General features: G+C 63.0%; 15 protein-coding genes. 8 read left to right on the forward strand and 7 right to left on the reverse strand.

All coding sequences use genetic code 11. The features are described 5' to 3' along the window. The first annotated feature begins 318 nt into the window (after positions 1 to 318). From PCO31010_RS04260 to PCO31010_RS04275, 4 genes are all read left to right on the forward strand, one after another. Positions 319 to 1,575 (forward strand): GGDEF domain-containing protein, encoded by a 1,257-nt coding sequence (locus tag PCO31010_RS04260; RefSeq protein WP_246184435.1) that lies wholly within the window; start codon positions 319 to 321, stop codon positions 1,573 to 1,575. A gap of 71 nt (positions 1,576 to 1,646) precedes the next feature. Then, a complete protein-coding gene (locus PCO31010_RS04265; RefSeq protein WP_150663117.1) occupies positions 1,647 to 2,225 on the forward strand; it encodes a TMEM175 family protein in 579 nt (192 codons plus the stop codon). Between the two features lie 66 nt (positions 2,226 to 2,291). Continuing rightward, complete coding sequence (locus tag PCO31010_RS04270) at positions 2,292 to 2,510, forward strand: RNA-binding S4 domain-containing protein (protein WP_046292298.1); 219 nt, start codon at positions 2,292 to 2,294, stop codon at positions 2,508 to 2,510. A gap of 264 nt (positions 2,511 to 2,774) precedes the next feature. After that, a complete protein-coding gene (locus PCO31010_RS04275) occupies positions 2,775 to 5,411 on the forward strand; it encodes a sensor domain-containing protein (RefSeq protein WP_150663118.1) in 2,637 nt (878 codons plus the stop codon). 1 nt (position 5,412) lies between these two features. On the opposite strand, the gene PCO31010_RS04280 is transcribed toward PCO31010_RS04275, so the two are convergent. Continuing rightward, positions 5,413 to 5,646, reverse strand: coding sequence for a DUF3717 domain-containing protein (locus PCO31010_RS04280; RefSeq protein WP_150663119.1), 234 nt, complete (start codon positions 5,644 to 5,646; stop codon positions 5,413 to 5,415). A 335-nt stretch (positions 5,647 to 5,981) separates the two neighbouring features. Between PCO31010_RS04280 and PCO31010_RS04285 the strand changes: the two genes are divergently transcribed. From PCO31010_RS04285 to PCO31010_RS04300, 4 genes are all read left to right on the forward strand, one after another. Further along, positions 5,982 to 6,392 carry a hypothetical protein gene (locus PCO31010_RS04285; protein WP_150663120.1) on the forward strand — a complete coding sequence of 137 codons (411 nt, stop codon included), beginning with the start codon at positions 5,982 to 5,984 and terminating at the stop codon, positions 6,390 to 6,392. A gap of 100 nt (positions 6,393 to 6,492) precedes the next feature. Further along, positions 6,493 to 6,819 (forward strand): hypothetical protein, encoded by a 327-nt coding sequence (locus PCO31010_RS04290; RefSeq protein WP_150663121.1) that lies wholly within the window; start codon positions 6,493 to 6,495, stop codon positions 6,817 to 6,819. A 389-nt stretch (positions 6,820 to 7,208) separates the two neighbouring features. Beyond that, positions 7,209 to 7,553, forward strand: a complete 345-nt coding sequence (locus tag PCO31010_RS04295; protein WP_150663122.1) for a hypothetical protein — start codon at positions 7,209 to 7,211, stop codon at positions 7,551 to 7,553. A 206-nt stretch (positions 7,554 to 7,759) separates the two neighbouring features. Continuing rightward, the gene (locus PCO31010_RS04300; RefSeq protein ID WP_039397716.1) at positions 7,760 to 7,954 is read left to right on the forward strand and encodes a rubredoxin; all 195 of its coding nucleotides are present in this window, start codon (positions 7,760 to 7,762) and stop codon (positions 7,952 to 7,954) included. 93 nt (positions 7,955 to 8,047) lie between these two features. Here the strand turns inward: PCO31010_RS04300 and PCO31010_RS04305 are convergent, their stop codons facing one another. The 6 genes from PCO31010_RS04305 to pheT form a co-directional block, all read right to left on the reverse strand. Next, positions 8,048 to 8,308, reverse strand: a complete 261-nt coding sequence (locus tag PCO31010_RS04305) for a hypothetical protein (RefSeq protein WP_246179333.1) — start codon at positions 8,306 to 8,308, stop codon at positions 8,048 to 8,050. A gap of 254 nt (positions 8,309 to 8,562) precedes the next feature. Then, positions 8,563 to 10,143, reverse strand: a complete 1,581-nt coding sequence (locus tag PCO31010_RS04310) for a sensor domain-containing diguanylate cyclase (protein ID WP_150663123.1) — start codon at positions 10,141 to 10,143, stop codon at positions 8,563 to 8,565. 464 nt (positions 10,144 to 10,607) lie between these two features. Then, positions 10,608 to 12,878 carry a bifunctional diguanylate cyclase/phosphodiesterase gene (locus PCO31010_RS04315; RefSeq protein WP_246184436.1) on the reverse strand — a complete coding sequence of 757 codons (2,271 nt, stop codon included), beginning with the start codon at positions 12,876 to 12,878 and terminating at the stop codon, positions 10,608 to 10,610. 314 nt (positions 12,879 to 13,192) lie between these two features. Continuing rightward, complete coding sequence (locus tag PCO31010_RS04320) at positions 13,193 to 13,588, reverse strand: MerR family transcriptional regulator (protein ID WP_150663124.1); 396 nt, start codon at positions 13,586 to 13,588, stop codon at positions 13,193 to 13,195. Between the two features lie 81 nt (positions 13,589 to 13,669). Then, complete coding sequence (locus tag PCO31010_RS04325; RefSeq protein ID WP_039397708.1) at positions 13,670 to 14,062, reverse strand: integration host factor subunit alpha; 393 nt, start codon at positions 14,060 to 14,062, stop codon at positions 13,670 to 13,672. 64 nt (positions 14,063 to 14,126) lie between these two features. Then, a complete protein-coding gene (gene pheT / locus PCO31010_RS04330; protein WP_150663125.1) occupies positions 14,127 to 16,565 on the reverse strand; it encodes a phenylalanine--tRNA ligase subunit beta in 2,439 nt (812 codons plus the stop codon). Positions 16,566 to 16,650 lie beyond the last annotated feature (85 nt).

The raw sequence follows: 16,650 nt of genomic DNA on the forward strand, positions 1-16,650 counted from the left end.
CAACCCACCATGAGCCACACCTTGCCGCCACGCCGCGCGACCGACAGAACCGATAGCCTCTACAGCAGCGACCGTCCCGCACAGACCGCGCACGCCTTGTGGCGTACGAGTGGCTCGGGTGGCGTGGGCCTCGGGGCGGACAGGGTCGACGCCGTGGCTGCGGGCACCATCGCGTCACCCTATTTGCCAAGTAGCCCCGGGCGGGGCAGAATTGACAGCGTTACGGATGTCTTCGATCGTGAGTCCACGAGGCTCCACGCCCGCCCCACCGTAGCAGTTGAACCGTCTGCGAAGTCTGTGCCGAGCGCATCGCCTTTCATGGCCGCCGCGCCCGGCGCATCGCTCGCATCTGCTGTGCGCTTCGAGCATCACGAGTCGTTCGAACCTTTCGTGCAGTTGCCGAATTCGCGGCCCGAACCATCTCCGTCAACGGCACTGCTGTCGTCCACCCGCTGGGCCCTGCCCACCCGTCGCGACATGACTGCATCCGGCCACGATTCCTCCGACGCCAACGATCTTAACGACGCCCGCGCCCGTCTCCTGCGCTCTGCGGGCTCGCCACTTGGACGCACCACCGGTGTGGGCCTCGACGAGGCAGAACGCCTCGCCGCGCTGCGTCGTTACGAGATTCTCGACACACCGCCCGAACCCGCCTTCGACCGTATCGTGCGACTTGCCTCGCACGTGTTGGGCGCACCGATCTCGCTCGTCTCCCTGATCGACGAATCGCGCCAGTGGTTCAAGGCGCGGCGAGGCATCGACGCCTCGCAAACGCCACGCTCGATGGCTTTCTGTGCCCACGCCATTCTCAGCGATGACGTGCTCGTCGTGCCCGACGCGCGTGCCGACCGGCGCTTCGCCGATAATCCGCTCGTGACGGGTGACCCGAACATCCGTTTCTACGCAGGCGCGCCGCTGCGCACCCCCGAGGGGCACCGGCTGGGCACGCTGTGCGTGATCGACCGCCGTCCCCGCGATCTTGACGACGAGAAACGCGGCTTGCTGGCGGATCTCTCCTCCCTTGTGGTGGATGAACTCGAACTGCGCCGTGTGAATCGGGTGCTCGGCGACATGGCGATGCGCGACGGCCTGACCGGCCTGCTCAACCGCCGGGCCTTTCTCATGCAGGCCGACCGGCTGTTCGGGCTCGCGCGTGCGCAGCAGCGCCGCCTGGCCGTCCTGATGCTCGACATCGATCACTTCAAGGGGATCAACGACACCTGGGGGCATGCCATCGGCGACCGGGTAATCGTCGAGTTGACGCTGGTGTTGCGGGCTGCGCTGCGCAAGAGTACTGTGATCGGCCGTCTGGGCGGCGAAGAGTTCGCCGTGCTGCTGCCCGAGGCCGATGCGCAACGTGCCTTACAGGCAGCGGAGCGCATGCTCGTCGCAATCAACGGCGCGAGCGTACCGGCGAACGGAACGAACGGGAACGCGCCGGTGCGCTTTTCCGCCAGCATCGGTGTCGCCAGCCTCGGCCCGGACGACACCGATTTCAGTACCCTGCTGCAACGTGCCGACCGCGCGCTTTATGCGGCCAAGCAAGGCGGCCGCAATCGCGTGGCCGTGCTGTGATTTCCATCCCTCCTCGATCGATTTCGACCGATTTCGACTGATCCCGACTGAAGACATACACCACCACCGCAATGGGTAAGAGCCGACTAGAAGCATTCAGCGATGGCGTGATCGCCATCATTATCACGATCATGGTGCTGGAGATGAAAGCGCCGCACGGCAGCGAACTGGCAGACCTGCTGCCAGTCGCGCCGACGTTTCTCACTTACATCCTCAGTTACGTCTATGTCGGCCTGTACTGGAACAACCACCATCATCTTTTCCAGGTAGTCCAGAAGGTGTCCGGTGGCGTTCTGTGGGCCAACCTGCACCTACTGTTCTGGCTGTCTCTGATCCCGTTCGTCACGCACTGGCTCGGTGAAAATCACTTCACCGCGTGGCCGACGGCGCTCTACGGTGTAGTCCTGTGCATGGCGGCCATTGCCCACTACATTCTGTCGCGAACCCTTCTGGCCGTACACGACGGCGGCAACAAGAAGCTGGCCGACGCCCTCGGGCGCGACTACAAGGGCAAGTTGTCGGTGGTGGTCTACGCCCTGGCGATCGGGCTGGCGTTCGTGGTGCCGGCGGTCTCGCTGGCGCTGTACGCGCTCATGGCCGCCGTGTGGCTGATCCCGGACCGCCGCATCGAACATGTAATCGAGAAGTGACCTCTTTGGCACGGTGCGCGGCGGCAGTCGACGCGCACCGGGTTTTTCCGTAGTATCCGCACCACTATGCAAAACGTAACTTTTGAACTGACGGGCGAATTCGTCGCCCTGAACGACCTGCTCAAACTCACCGGCGTCGTCGATTCCGGCGGCGCGGGCAAAGTCATGGTGGCCAACGGCGCGGTCAGTGTCGACGGCCAGATCGAGACCCGCAAGACCTGCAAGATCCGTGCAGGCCAGACGGTCGCTGTCGACGGCGTGCGTATCCGGGTGAAGGCCGCTTAAGGCGGACTGAAGGCGGCGGTCTGGCCGATTCGTCCGACCGCGCCGGTCGTCCCCCTTCGTTGTCCGCGCCCCCTTCATTCTCGACACATCGACGGTTTTACCCTCGAATCTCCTACTTCCCGGCACGGCGCCGTCGCGTGACGCCCTCCCGGTTTCTCCCACGTGAGCCTGCCTCCGCAGGTCGCTATACTTGAAAGCGATTTTGGCGTGTCAGCCCCAGTCACCCCCGACAATGATTGCAGGACGTCCGAGGAGGCCCTTGCGATGGTCGTGCCCGGTTCACCGTCCGCCACAGGCGCCACACCGGCACCGGGACGCGAAGCGCTGCTCGAAGCTCTCGACCGGTCGCTGGGCACGCTTACGCTCACGCCGGACGGCCTCATCGCCGACGTCAACGACAAATTCCTCGGCGTCTTCGGGTACACACGCGATCAACTGATCGGCAAGCCGCACGCCATGCTGTGCGACCCGGCCGACCCGACCTGCGGCGACGCCCTCGCGCAAGTGCTCACCACGCGGTGCTCGCATACCGATCAGGTCCGCCGCCTTCGCTACGACGGCAGCACCGTCTGGCTCGAGGCCACCTACAACCCTATCTTCGACGACGGCAAGCTCGCCTTCGTGATCAAGCTGGCCGTCGATGTGACGGCCCGCGTGGCGCGTCAGGCCGCCGACGACGCGCGTCTACATCTGCTGTCGCTCGGCGTCGACGAGACGGACAATGCTGTCCTCATCACCGACGCCCAGAGCCGCGTCTGTTATGTGAACGCCGGTTTTACCCGCATGCTCGGTTACGCGGCGAGCGAGGTCGTCGGCCAGTCGGTGCACGCCTCGTCCGGCAACAACAGCCCGATGGACGAATTCGCGAGCGGCGCGGCAGCGGTTGAAGTCAAGCAAGCCATCTCCGGGTGCCTCGTCCCCGCCCGTGACGGCCGCAGTTGCCATTGCGAAGTGCTGGTGCGCACCGCGCAGCGTCAACCGTTGTGGGTCTCCGTCGTGACGAACCCGATTCTCGACGCACAGAGCAAACTCGTGAACGCGGTAGTGCTGTTCACGGACATCACACAATCGAAGATTCAGGAAGTGTTGCAACACAAAGCGCTGGCCGCGATGGTGCGCGATGCGCCGCTCGTGGAAGTGCTCACGCTCGTATGCCGCGAACTGGAGCAGATCGCGCCCGAAGTCATGGCCTCCGTCGTGCGCGTGGATGCCGAAGGCAAGCTCCGGCCGCAAGCCGGGCCCAGTCTGCCCGCGCAATATCACCAGACCATCGATGGCATCGCCATCGGCCCGAACGTGGGCACGTGCGGGACAGCGGCATTTCTGGCGCGGCCGGTGACCGTGACCGACATCGCCAACGATCCGCGCTGGGCCGATTATCGCGAGATGGCGACCGAGTACGGGCTGGCGGCGTCGTGGGCGATGCCGATCATCGCAAACGACGGCCGGGTGCTCGGCGTGCTCGCGTTTTACTATCGCACCGCGCGTGGCCCGGATGCCCTGCACGAGCGGCTGGTCGACGTCTGCGTGCATCTTTGCAAACTCGCCTTCGAGCGCGACGAATCGCGCACGCGCATCCGTCAACTGGCATTCTCCGACAGCCTGACGGGGCTGCCCAATCGCAGCATGCTCGGCGTGCTCGCCGCACAGGCCATTGCGAGTGCGGCGGAGCTGAACACCCGCATGGCGGTCATCTTCATCGATCTGGATCGCTTCAAGCAGGTCAACGATTCGCTCGGCCATCAGGCAGGCGACGCACTGCTGCGCACGATTGCCCAGCGCCTGCGCCGTTCGCTGCGCGGCGCGGATATCGTGGCGCGACTCTCAGGCGACGAGTTCGTCGCCGTGCTCACCGAATGCGATCCGGAACGGCTCGACATCGCGATCGAGCGCATGCGCACGGCACTCGCCGCCCCGTGTCAGGTCGACGGGGTGACGCTCGTGCCGTCGGGCAGCTTCGGCATCAGCCTGTATCCGAACCACGGACGGGAATTCGACATCCTGCTGCAACGCGCCGACATGGCGATGTATCAGGCGAAAATGACGAGCCCGGGGAGCGTGCGCTTTTACCACGAGGACATGAATGTCCACGCGCAGGAACGGCTGGAGCTGGAGACCGCCATGCGCGACGCGCTGCGTCTGGGCAAGCTGCAGTTGTTCTATCAGCCGCAGATCAATCTGCTCGACGAATCGGTGTACGGTGCAGAAGCGCTCACGCGTTGGACGCACCCGCAGTACGGCGAGGTGCCGCCATCGCGCTTCATCGCACTGGCCGAGGAATGCGGCCTGATCGGCGAGCTGGGCACGTGGACGCTGCGCGAATCGTGCCGTCAACTGGCCGACTGGCGTCGGCGCGGTGTCGGCATCGGCAACGTGTCGGTCAATCTGTCGCCGACCAATTTCCACGATCACGATCTGCCGCACACGATTGCCGAAGTGCTGGCCGATCACGCGCTACCGCCGTCGTGCCTGGCCATCGAGATCACGGAAAGCGTGCTGATGGATCACAACCCCAGCACGCTGCGCATCATCGAGGAAGTCCACAATCTGGGCGTGCGACTGTCGATGGACGACTTCGGCACCGGGTATTCGAGTCTCGGCTATCTGCGCCGACTGCCGGTTTCGGAACTGAAACTCGACCGCAGCTTCGTGCACGACATTGCGCGCGACGAAACGGTGCGTGCGCTAACCAACGCGATCATCAGCATTGGCCGCAACCTGCATCTGACTGTGGTCGCCGAAGGAGTGGAAGACGAAGCCCAGCGCGACTTGCTGGTCGCACAAGGCTATCGCGTGGCGCAGGGGTATCTGTTCTCCCCCGCTTTGAGCGCCGACGATCTGGAACACTGGCTCGAACGCTGGTCCGCACAGCGACGCTCGCCCGATCCTGTTCAATCCTGAATCAGGGCGCCAGCCCCAATTCCATCTGATGCAGGGCCGTCTCGATGGCCTGGCTCTGCTCGCCGTTGAGGGCATCGGCCGCCACACTCGTCTCGCGGCGATAGATCATCTCGCCATAGATGTTCGCCAACACGCGCGCTGCCGGACACAACGACAGGTTGCTGTCTGCGGCCTGATGACTGGTCCAGTAGTTGATCGCTTGCTCGATGTCGGCGATGGAATAGTTGGCTTTCATGAGATGTCGTGTCTCGCCGTGGAGTGGAATACTGTAATTATATACAGTATTCGGGGAGTCGGAGAATGGCCCCATCCCGGACCCATTGACGTCAATTCTCAGGCGCACGTTTCGGAACTGCAACACTTGATGCTCGACATCGGATGCCGTTCCGCCGACGCACGCCAACAATCCACGCAAAATCATCCACTTAGCAACTCCGGCACGATATTGGCTTAAGGCAGAGGAAACGCCGCGCGACGTCCCCTCCGTTCGCAAAGCGCCCCCTCACGATTGCCCCGACGGAGCCCATCATGCCGCCGAGACACGTCACACCCTGCACGTGCGTTTGCCCCATGGATCACGAAAGACGGCGCCGTCCGGACATCCTCCGATGGTTCGCGCTGCTGGCGATCGGCTTGCTGGCCACGATGGCTGCCCCGCACGTGCATGCGCAATCGATGCCTCCATCCACGGCGAAACCCGTCGATGCATTTCATCAGCCTTGCGTGGCCGTCCGCGCGTTGCCGGACGAGGCAGCACGTGACGTTTCGGGCGCGGCGAGGGCCTTCGTCTTCATCTCGCGTGTGCGCAAACCGCATAAACAGTACGTCGATCTGGATGATCGGTGCGCGACCCCACCAGCGTTCGCACCGACGCGCGACGTCGACTCAACCTCCGTCTGGTATGTCGACGCACCCGCCGCCGGTGTGCACGCACCGTCGCGTCATCCGGGGGCACTGACCTTGCACGGCGTGACGTCCTGAGCGACGGGCCGCCGCGTTTGTTATGCTGCGACTTTCGCGCACCGGTTGTGCATGTGTTTACGCATGTCGCCGTCGCGCTTCCCGATTCTCCCAGAACGCAATGTCCGCCAAGATTCCCGAGCCACAGAAGACCTCCACCAACGCCACGGGTAACGCCCGCAACAAACCGGCAGCCGACGTGTCGCCGCCCCCGCCGGGCGCCATTCCGCTGGCCTGGGTCGGCCTGCTCGCGGCGGCGGCCTGGGTGCTCAAGAGCCCGAATCCCACCTGGGGCGTCGGCGTGCTGTGCCTTTGCGCCGGACTGATCTCCTCGTTCGGCGCTCGTCGCCGTGGACGCGCACCGTGGCCCGCGTTCTTTACGGGATTGCTCCCGGTCGGCGTCGCGCTGTTCTTCGCCCTGCTCATGCTTCGTCCGCTGCTGCGATGACAGTTCACGTGCGGGTCACGGCAATGACACCTGCCGAGACCCGTATCGTCCCCCTTAAGTTACCCACAACTTCTGTGGATAACCCACTGGATAACCTGACACCGCCCTCTCGAAACGCTCGCCGTTACACGCTGTCAAGAGGATTGCCCGTTTCGGCGTCAGCATTGGATAAATTTATTGCGCTTGACGTTTTGCGCCGCTTCTGTGCCGAAACGTCACGGGTTTGACATGCGATCGGACGGCGTCGCCCCCCCCGAGTCGCGGAGTGAGCAGCGAGAGCGCCCGCAGAGGTCACAGAGGGTTCGCAGCCCCGGTGAATCGGCCTATGATGGAGTCATGCGACGCGTCGCAATGCATCTTTTCAGTGACTTTTGGGGAGAACGTCTCGTATGACCCAATCCGACAAGCCGTCCGTGAACGCTACGTCTGCCGATGCCAACGCCCGCCAGCCCGGGCAATCCGAACCCGCCGGGGGCCCCGTGACCGAAGCCGAGCGCGTGCATCTGGATGAGCTGCTAGCACGCCACTCGGTCACCGAAACCGTCGACCGGGCCTCCGTCATCGATCTGATCAACCGTCTGCGCGAACCGGACGTCCAAACATCCGAAGACCGTGACCGCGTGGTCAAGGAAAGCCGCCTGTGGAAGGAAGTGTCGCACCGCGACACCGCCATGTCCCTGCTGAACTCGCTGGCGCAGATGGCCCCCATCTTCCTCAACCAGATTCACTGGTAACGCCTGCTGCGCCGGCACCCGCCGGCGCAAGTCCCTTCTGTATCTGCTTGCCCAGCCTCTGTCGACGGCCAACGCGTCGGCTATCCCGGTGCTTTCCGATTGATCTGGATTAAGTTCGTGCGCAGACGCGCGCGCCCGAGCGGGACGTTGTCGTGCGCGTGCCTTACAATGCGGGTCGCGCAAGTTTTCCCTGTTGACACAAGATCATGACCACCACGCTGGACACCCCGACTGAATTCAAGAGCTGGATCTGCCTGATTTGCGGCTGGATCTACAACGAAGCCGAAGGCGCACCGGACGACGGCCTCGCTCCTGGCACGCGCTGGGCTGATGTGCCCGCCGATTGGCGTTGCCCGGAATGTGACGTGTCCAAAGAAGACTTCGCGCTGTCGGAGTTCTGAAGCCGAAAGCCCGGTCGCGGCGCCAGGCCGCAACCGGGTCGTTCGACTGGGGAGACGGTGCAACACCCGCCGTTTCAGCGCACTGCAACGGCATTAGTGGTGCCATCCCCATCCACGGCCCCAACCGCGGCCACGCCAGCCACGGTAGTAGCCCCCGCCGTAATACCCGCCCACGCCCACCGTCACGACCGGCGCCGGTGCAACCGCGTAACCCGGCGCGTAGTAGCCCGGGGCATAAGCGTATCCGTTGTCATATGCGCCGCCATATGCAGGCGCGCCATACGGCACCGCCACGCAACCTCCCAGCAACATGGCCACGGCAGCGCCGCCTGCCAACATCAGTCTGCGTTTCACGATGATCTCTCCCGCACGAATCGATGGAATCCGGTGCGACGGCGACCCATGTCGTCGATTCCGGTCGATCCCGACCGCACCTGCTTGATTCGTTAGACAGGGGAGTTCCCGCGAAATGCGGAATGCGTGCACGCTCTTTGGTTACCAAACGTGACATTGGTAACGCCGGTGAAATCCAGTGGATGCGATGCGTGTCGGGATGCCGTCGTCGCAACATTCCGATTGAATGACCGGCACTCGAATCGCAACCCGGATCAGAACACCCAGCACCGGTCGCGCCCGGCGCGCTTGGCGCGGTACAACGCCATATCTGCGCGCTCGACCATGTTCATCGGCGAATCCGAATCCTGCCACTCCGTGATACCGAAGCTCGCGGAGAATTGCAGCGGCGGCTCGCTCCCTTCGACCGATTCACGCTTGCAACGCTCGCGAATCCGATCGGCCACACGCAGCGCATCGCGTTCACTCGCGCCCGGCAGCAGAATGGCGAACTCCTCGCCGCCGATGCGTCCGATCAGATCGTCGCCACGCAACGTCGACGAGCACACCAGCACGAAACGGCACAGCACCTGGTCGCCAATGGCATGTCCATAGGTGTCGTTGATCGTCTTGAAGTGGTCGAGGTCGGCGACGATCAGGCTCATCGGCTCGTTCTTGCGTTGTGCGGCCTCCAGCAGTTGCTCGAAGCGATGGAAGAAGTAACGGCGGGTCAGGCTGCCCGTGAGTTCGTCGTAGCTGGCTTCGAACGCCAGCTGGTTGTTCGCCGCGCGCAACTCCTCGTTCGACTGCCGCATCTCATGGTGCTGCGTCCGCTCGCGCCAATACGTCCAGGCGACCAGCGCCACAATGATCGCGCCTCCCAGATACAACAAGAAGCACAGTGCCAGATCCTTGGCGTGCTGACGCGTGAGGGAGTCCCAGGCCTCGACGCCTTCCACCGCGTAGACGATCAGATCGTTGCTCGCGCTCGGGCGCGACGAAATTACGAACGGCTTGCGCAGATCGTTGAACTCCGACATCCGGTCCAGCAATTCTTGCGGCACCCAGGCGTTCGAGCGGCCCGGCGCACGTTTGAATTGCGAAATCGGCATGCGTACAAAATCGTTGCGCTGATAAAGCGTCTGCCGCTCGGTGTCGGAGAGCGAGCCGATCTTGCCGTCGATCATGAAGCTGTTTTCGAAGCGCGGGTCGTTGGCCATGATGACGACGCCGTTGCCGTCGGTCACGAACGACTCGCCGCTGCCGACCCAGTGGCGCAGACGGGTCAGCCCGATCTTGGTCATGATCACGCCGATCAGCAAGCCCTCGCGGTACATCGGCGCGCTGAAATAAAGCCCCGGCGCCTGATGTTCCCAGCCCGACGCGTAACGCTCGAAACGATCGCCGAGCAGCGCATTCGTGACATAGGGCATGTCGGCCACGGATTCGCCGAGCGGTGACGGAACGTCCCGGTAGTTGCTGGCGGCGACACACACGCCGCTCGCGTTGATCACCCACACGCGGTCGACGCCAAAGTAGCTTTGTGCGCCGCGCAGGAATTCGTTCGCACGCTCGACGACGTCCGCCGCCGGTTTGCCGCCCGCTGCGGGCACGACATCGCGCAGCAAGTCGACATCGGCCAACGTCGAGGGAATCGCGCGCACCATCGACAAATCCGTGTTGATGGCGTGCACCATGCCGTCGGCGACGCGGTCGGCAACGATTTGCCCGGCGTCGACGCTTTGCGCAAGCTTATCGCCCACCAGCGACGTGGCAGTGCGATCCGCCGCAACCCAGCAGGCGACCAGCACGCCGACCGAGACACAGGCGGCATAAAGCCAATGCCTTATCCTCATCCGAAAATCAAACGCTCGTTCTAATATTTTTCACTTATTACGTTGGCAAAGTACCCGCTTCAATCGAAATCGCGCTTCTGTCACTTCCCCGGACAGAACTTCTGGTCACGACCGGCATTCGTTGTGCCAGCGAATTCCCGCCAATTCTGGTCTGCGCGTCAAACTCTTTCCCTCGTTCCCGACCCTCGGCTTGTCGCGCCCCGCGCCTTCGGATCCCTGCCGCCTCGCCATTGTCTACGCCAACAATGGCAGGCCGTTGACAGCCCGCGCTCCCTGCCCCGGTCTACTGCCGGTTGGGGCGCACAGCCGTCCGTTCATGCGTTTCGGAATCACCGCGAGAACCCGATGATTCTATAGTACTCCGACGATCCTGCCGTACGAAAACCGTCTAATCGTCGATTTATTATGTATAGCTATTTAACCTATTAACTAGCTCGTTTTTGTGTTTCTCATTTACTACGTCTTTATTGGCAAATACCGAATCGGGCAATTAGCAAATCCAGCTGTTCGATTTCCACCGGCCGGGAAAACAAATAGCCTTGCGCACTGAGCGGCACAAAATGACGAAGCCAATCGAGCTGGCGTTCGTTTTCGACACCTTCGACAATCAGATCGATGCCCAGCGAGCGCGCAATATTGACGATGTTCGAAATCATGAGACACGACCGGGACGAATCGGGAATCGATTCGACAAACGACCGATCGACCTTGAGTGTGTCGACAGGGAAGCGCGTCAGATAGGACAACGACGAGTAACCCGTACCGAAATCGTCCAGCGCGATGCGCAAGCCCGCGCGTTTGAACTGTTCGATCTTCATTTCCACAAGCGCCGGGTTCTTCACCATCACCGACTCGGTGATTTCCAGTTCCAGGCGATGGGGCTCGATCGCGTACTCCTTTACCAGACGCTCAACGAGCTCGCCAATGTCGCCTCGCCAGAACTGCACGGACGAGACATTCACGGCCAGTCGCAGCGACGCCATCGGCGTGCCCCGCCATGCCACGAGTTGGCGACAGGCCTGCGTGAGCGCGAATTCGCCGATGGCCACGATCTGCCCGGTCGTCTCTGCCAGCGGGATGAACTCGCCCGCGCTGAGAATGCCACGCTCCGGATGACGCCAGCGAATCAGCGCTTCCATGCCGCAGATGCAATCGCTTCCCAGCGAGATGATCGGCTGATAGGCGAGGAAGAACTCGCCATTGGCCAGCGCCTGCTCCATCTGACGCTCCCACACGACAAGCTGGTGCGCCTGATGCGTCATTTGCTGCGAATAGACCCTCACGACACTCTTGCCCGCCTCTTTCGCGGCATACATGGCCAGATCCGCCTTCTTGATGAGATCCGCCTCGGTCTCTTCCGGCTTCGACCAGAACGTCACGCCGATGCTGGCGTGCAACGCGAACGACGTGCCGTCGGCCACCATCGGCGACTTGAGCGCGGCCAGCAGCGTCTCTCCCAGCGGTTCGGCCTGATCGGGCGCACCATCGCCCTCGAGCAACACCATGAACTCGTCGCCCGCGAAGCGCGCGAGCATCGCCCCGGCAGGCATGCGCGGAATGAACCGCTCAGAGACCTGTCGGATGATTTCGTCGCCCTGCGAGTGGCCGAGCGTGTCGTTCACGCTCTTGAAGTTATCGAGATCGATGTGCAGCAGCGCGACCTTGCCGAGTTGATCCGGTACGGACAATGCCCGGCGCAACGACTCCATCAGCGCGTAACGATTTGGCAGACCCGTCAGCGCGTCGTATGAGATCAGGCGCGTGAGCTGCTGGTCACGGCCGATCAGACGCTGCATCAGATACGCAATGAGCGCGAAGAAGACGACAAGGGCCACCGAGATAAACGTCGCCATCGTCAGATAGACGCGTTCCACGTGACGATATTCGGACAATTCCTCGTCGAGCGACAACCCGACCTGCACGGCCAGCGGATAGTCACGCAAATGCCGATACGCGACAACGCGCTCGACACCGTCGATCGGGTCGCGCTGCACACCGGAACTGCGTTGCTCTGCCGCGAACGGCGGCAACTCGCCGGTGCCGGTGATGGCAACGCTTGCCCCGGTACTGCGCGCGAGCAGTGCCCCGTCGTCGGCAATCACGGCGATCTGGCCGTACTGCCCGAGCACGGCATTCGTATAGAAATCGGAAGTAAAGTAGCTCGGCTCCTGCGAGACCACCACGACGCCCGCGAAGGACCCGTCAGGATGATTCAGGCGTCGGCTGAACTGGAGCACCCACTTGCGAGACACACGTCCGAATACCGGATGGCTGATGTAGAGGCCGTCGCTCTCATCGTCTAGGTGCACACGAAAATGCTCGCGATCTGCGATGCTCACGCCCGCACCGCCCGGCATCGTGGCAGCGACCACGTTGCCGTTCGCGTCCGTGAGGCTCACAAGCACCATGAAGCGCTCGGCAACAATCCCTTCTGTCAGCGTTTGCTTCAAATCGAAGTCGCCGTGACGGCGCTCGTACTCGTACTTGACGAAGCGGGTGATCTGGTCGACCTGGCGAATCGCACGCAGCGTCTGCTGTTCGAGGGCGGTCGAGACGGTCGAGGCGGAAGCCGCCGTGTCGCGCAGGATGGCTTTGTGCTCGATGGAGATGCGCCAGAGCACCGCTGTCCATAGAAGGACAAGGATCAGAAAACCGAAAATCAGGATTGCGACGATAGAGCGATAGGAAGTCGCCCAACGCCCGCGTCGCGCTCCCGTCATGCTCGGTTCCGCCATAGGTCGAGATCCTTTCAGCCTTCGCGCCCCCGCGCGAAAAGGTCGGTGTTGGCCCGGTTTTCAAGAGGATCCTGGGACGCCGCTGTCGGGCGTCATCGTTTCCGGCAAGTGTAAGGCAATCCCAGCGCCCCCGGAAGTCGTTCCGCATCGTCTCAATCCGGGGATGTATGGAGCTCATCCGGCCAGACGAGCGCGCCCCCGCCTTGCAGCGTGCCATATCTCGGATTACGGAAGTTTCGGCCACCGCCGTATTAGGAGAATCCCGAAGTCGGGCGGGCGGTGGTGAAGAGGGGGATCGGAAGTGCGGGGACCGCTCAGGACTTCAGCAGATCGATGACGGATTCGAGACGGCGACGCAGATCGCCGACATCGAGCGTAGCATCGCCCGCCTCGCCAGAGGTTGGCGCATCCACCGGAGCACCCGCCGCCCCCGAAGCGCGCGCACCACGCGGCGTGTCGGCTTCGAGCCGATTGCGTGCACCGTTGATCGTGAAGCCCTGCTCATAGAGCAGCTCCCGGATACGCCGGATCAGCAGGACTTCGTGGTGTTGGTAGTATCGCCGGTTGCCGCGTCGCTTGACCGGACGCAGTTGCGTAAACTCTTGCTCCCAATAGCGCAGCACATGCGGTTTGACACCACATAGCTCGCTCACCTCACCGATGGTGAAGTAACGCTTGGCGGGAATCGGCGGCAAGGCAACGTGATCCATCGCAGCGTTAGCGGAATGGGACGACGGTTAAATTGCGGACGAAAAACCAACGGCCGCCACAGAACGCGGCGGCCGGGGGAATTACTTGCTCAGTACGCCGGACTCGACCATCGTCTTGAGCTTCTGGCTGGCGTGGAAAGTCACGACACGGCGCGCGGCAATCGGAATCGCTTCGCCCGTCTTCGGATTCCGACCCGGGCGCTGCGGCTTGTCGCGCAACTGGAAGTTACCGAAGCCGGAGAGCTTGACGCTGTCGCCCGATTCGAGCGCGTCGCGGATCGACTCGAAGAACGCCTCGACCATATCCTTCGCTTCGCGCTTGTTCAGGCCGACATGCTCGAACAGCAACTCGGCCAGTTCGGCCTTGGTCAGCGTCGGCGCCTCGGTCGAGACCTCGTTCACTTCGCCGCGACCCAGCGCAATGCGCTGCGCCGCGAGCATGGCTTCAAATTCACCAGGATTCATTTCGTTCATACGTCCCACGCGATGGCGATGACAGTGCGATAACCCACTCGCACCCGGATTCTTTTACTGAGTTTTAAGCGCGCAAACGTGCGCCGAACCCTTCTACCCGTTGTACCAGTGCGTTAATGGCGCCCTGGACCGTCTCGTCCTGCAACGTACCCGAGGGGTCTTGCAGAGTAACACGAAACGCCACGCTTTTGTCCTGGGCTCCCAGAGAGCCCGAAGCCGCGCCCGCCTTGGGCCGGAACTCGTCGAACAGGCGCACCGACTGCACCACGCTGCATGCCGGATCGTCATGACGCGCAGCCAGCATCGCATCGAGCAGCACCTGAACCGGCTGTGCCTGATCGACCACCAATGCGAGGTCACGCGTGACCGGCGGGAACTTCGAGATGTCCTCGTAGCTCGCGACGTCACGACCGAACAGTGCCTCTGCCTCGATCTCGAACAGCACCGGCGCCTGCGGCAGGTCGTACTTCTGCTGCCAGCGCGGATGCAGCTCGCCGATGAAACCGACGCGCTTGCCGTCCACTTCGATCGCAGCACTGCGTCCCGGATGCAACGCCGGGTGCTCAGCCTTTACAAATCGCGCCGCGCGCGGTGCCAGCAAGGCTTCGAGATCGCCCTTCACGTCGAAGAAATCGACCTGACGCGCCGCTGCGCCCCACTGCTCTTCGAACACGGGACCGTAAGCCAGCGCCGCGACGGTCAGCGGCTGACGATACCCACCCACGCTCAGTTCACCGGACGCCACCGTGTTGTCACGGTGATAGGTGCGACCGATTTCAAACACACGAACGCGCGATGCCTTGCGATTCAGGTTGTAACGCGCCGTCGCGATCAGGCTGCCGATAAGCGTCGAGCGCATCACGGCGAGGTGACTCGCAATCGGGTTCAGCAACTTTATCGGATTATCGTTACCGGCAAAGTCGGCTTCCCATTCCACATCGACGAAACTGAAACCGACCGTCTCGTGATAGTCGCGCGCGGCCACGGCGTGACGCACCGCATGCTGCGAACGACGGCCTTCCTGCGTCGGACGCATTTCGCTCGCCGCCACCGGCGGATTGGCCGGAATGCGGTCGAAACCGTAAATGCGTGCGATCTCTTCGATCAGATCTTCTTCGATCTCGATGTCGAAACGATACGACGGCGGCGTGACCTCGAACACACCGTCCGTCAGCGTGAACGGCAGGCCGAGACGCGTGAAGATCGCGCTCATTTCCTGCTCGGTGACCGGCACGCCGAGAATCTTGACGGCACGGGCCACACGCATCTTCACCGGTTGACGCTCGGGTAGCTTCGCGACCTGGTCTTCCAGCGGACCGGCCTGACCACCACAGATGTCGAGGACCAGTTGCGTGGCACGCTCGAGCGCGCGCACGTTGCCAGCGAAGTCGACACCACGCTCGAAGCGGTGCGACGCATCGCTGGTGAAGTTGTACTTACGAGCACGCCCCTGAATGGCTTGCGGGAAGAAGAACGCGCCTTCCAGGAAGATGTTCTGCGTCTCGAGACCTGCCTTCGTCGAATCGCCACCCATGATGCCGGCGAGGCCGATCGGGCCGCTGGCATCGGTGATGGCGAGGGTCGTCTCGTCGAGCGCGACCGTCTGCTCGTTGAGCAGCTTGAGCGTCTCGCCCGCGCGGCCGAAGCGCACGTCGATCCCGCCTTGCAGACGATTCAGATCGTAGACGTGCAGCGGCTGGCCCAGTTCGAGCATCACATAGTTGGTGATGTCGACGAGCGCCGAGATGCTGCGCTGTCCGGCGCGCTCCAGGCGTTCCACCATCCAGCGCGGCGACGGTGCCGCAGCGTTCACGTTGCGGATGATGCGGCCGCCGAAGCGTCCGCAACCGTCCGGCGAGCTGATGCGCACCGGCAGCGTGTCCGCGATGGTCGACGCCTGTGCGCCCTGCCCCGGAAGATCCTTGAGCGGTGCGCCGGTAATCGCCGCGACTTCGCGGGCAACGCCGAGCAGCGATAGGCAGTCAGCCTTGTTCGGGGTGAGCTTGACGACGAAGACCGTGTCGTCGAGATCGAGATACTCGCGGATATTCATGCCGACCGGTGCGTCTTCCGGCAGGATCATCAGACCGGCGTGATCTTCCGAGAGCTTCAGTTCACGGGCCGAGCACAGCATGCCGAAGCTTTGCACGCCACGCAGCTTGCCGATCTTGATCAGGAACGGTGCACCGCCTGCTTCGGACGGCGGCAAAGCCGCACCGACGGTAGCGCACGGCACCTTGATACCCGGCGCCACGTTCGGTGCGCCACATACGATGGTGAGCGTCTCGCCGGTGCCGGCATCGACCTGACACACGTTCAGACGGTCAGCATCCGGGTGACGGGCGACTTCGAGCACCTTGGCCACGACCACGCCGGTGAACGGCGGGGCGACGGGATCGGTTTCCTCGACTTCGAGCCCGGACATCGTCAGGGCATGCGCCAACGCGTCCGTCGACAAATCCGGGTCGACCAGGGTACGCAGCCACGATTCAGAGAATTGCATGGATCAGTTCGCTCGCAGTTAATTCTTCACTTCCGAAAGCCCGGCGGCAGCGGCTTTACGCGCCAGCCAGGGGCTACGGCATCGA

The organism is Pandoraea commovens, assembly GCF_902459615.1.
GTDB lineage: Bacteria > Pseudomonadota > Gammaproteobacteria > Burkholderiales > Burkholderiaceae > Pandoraea > Pandoraea commovens.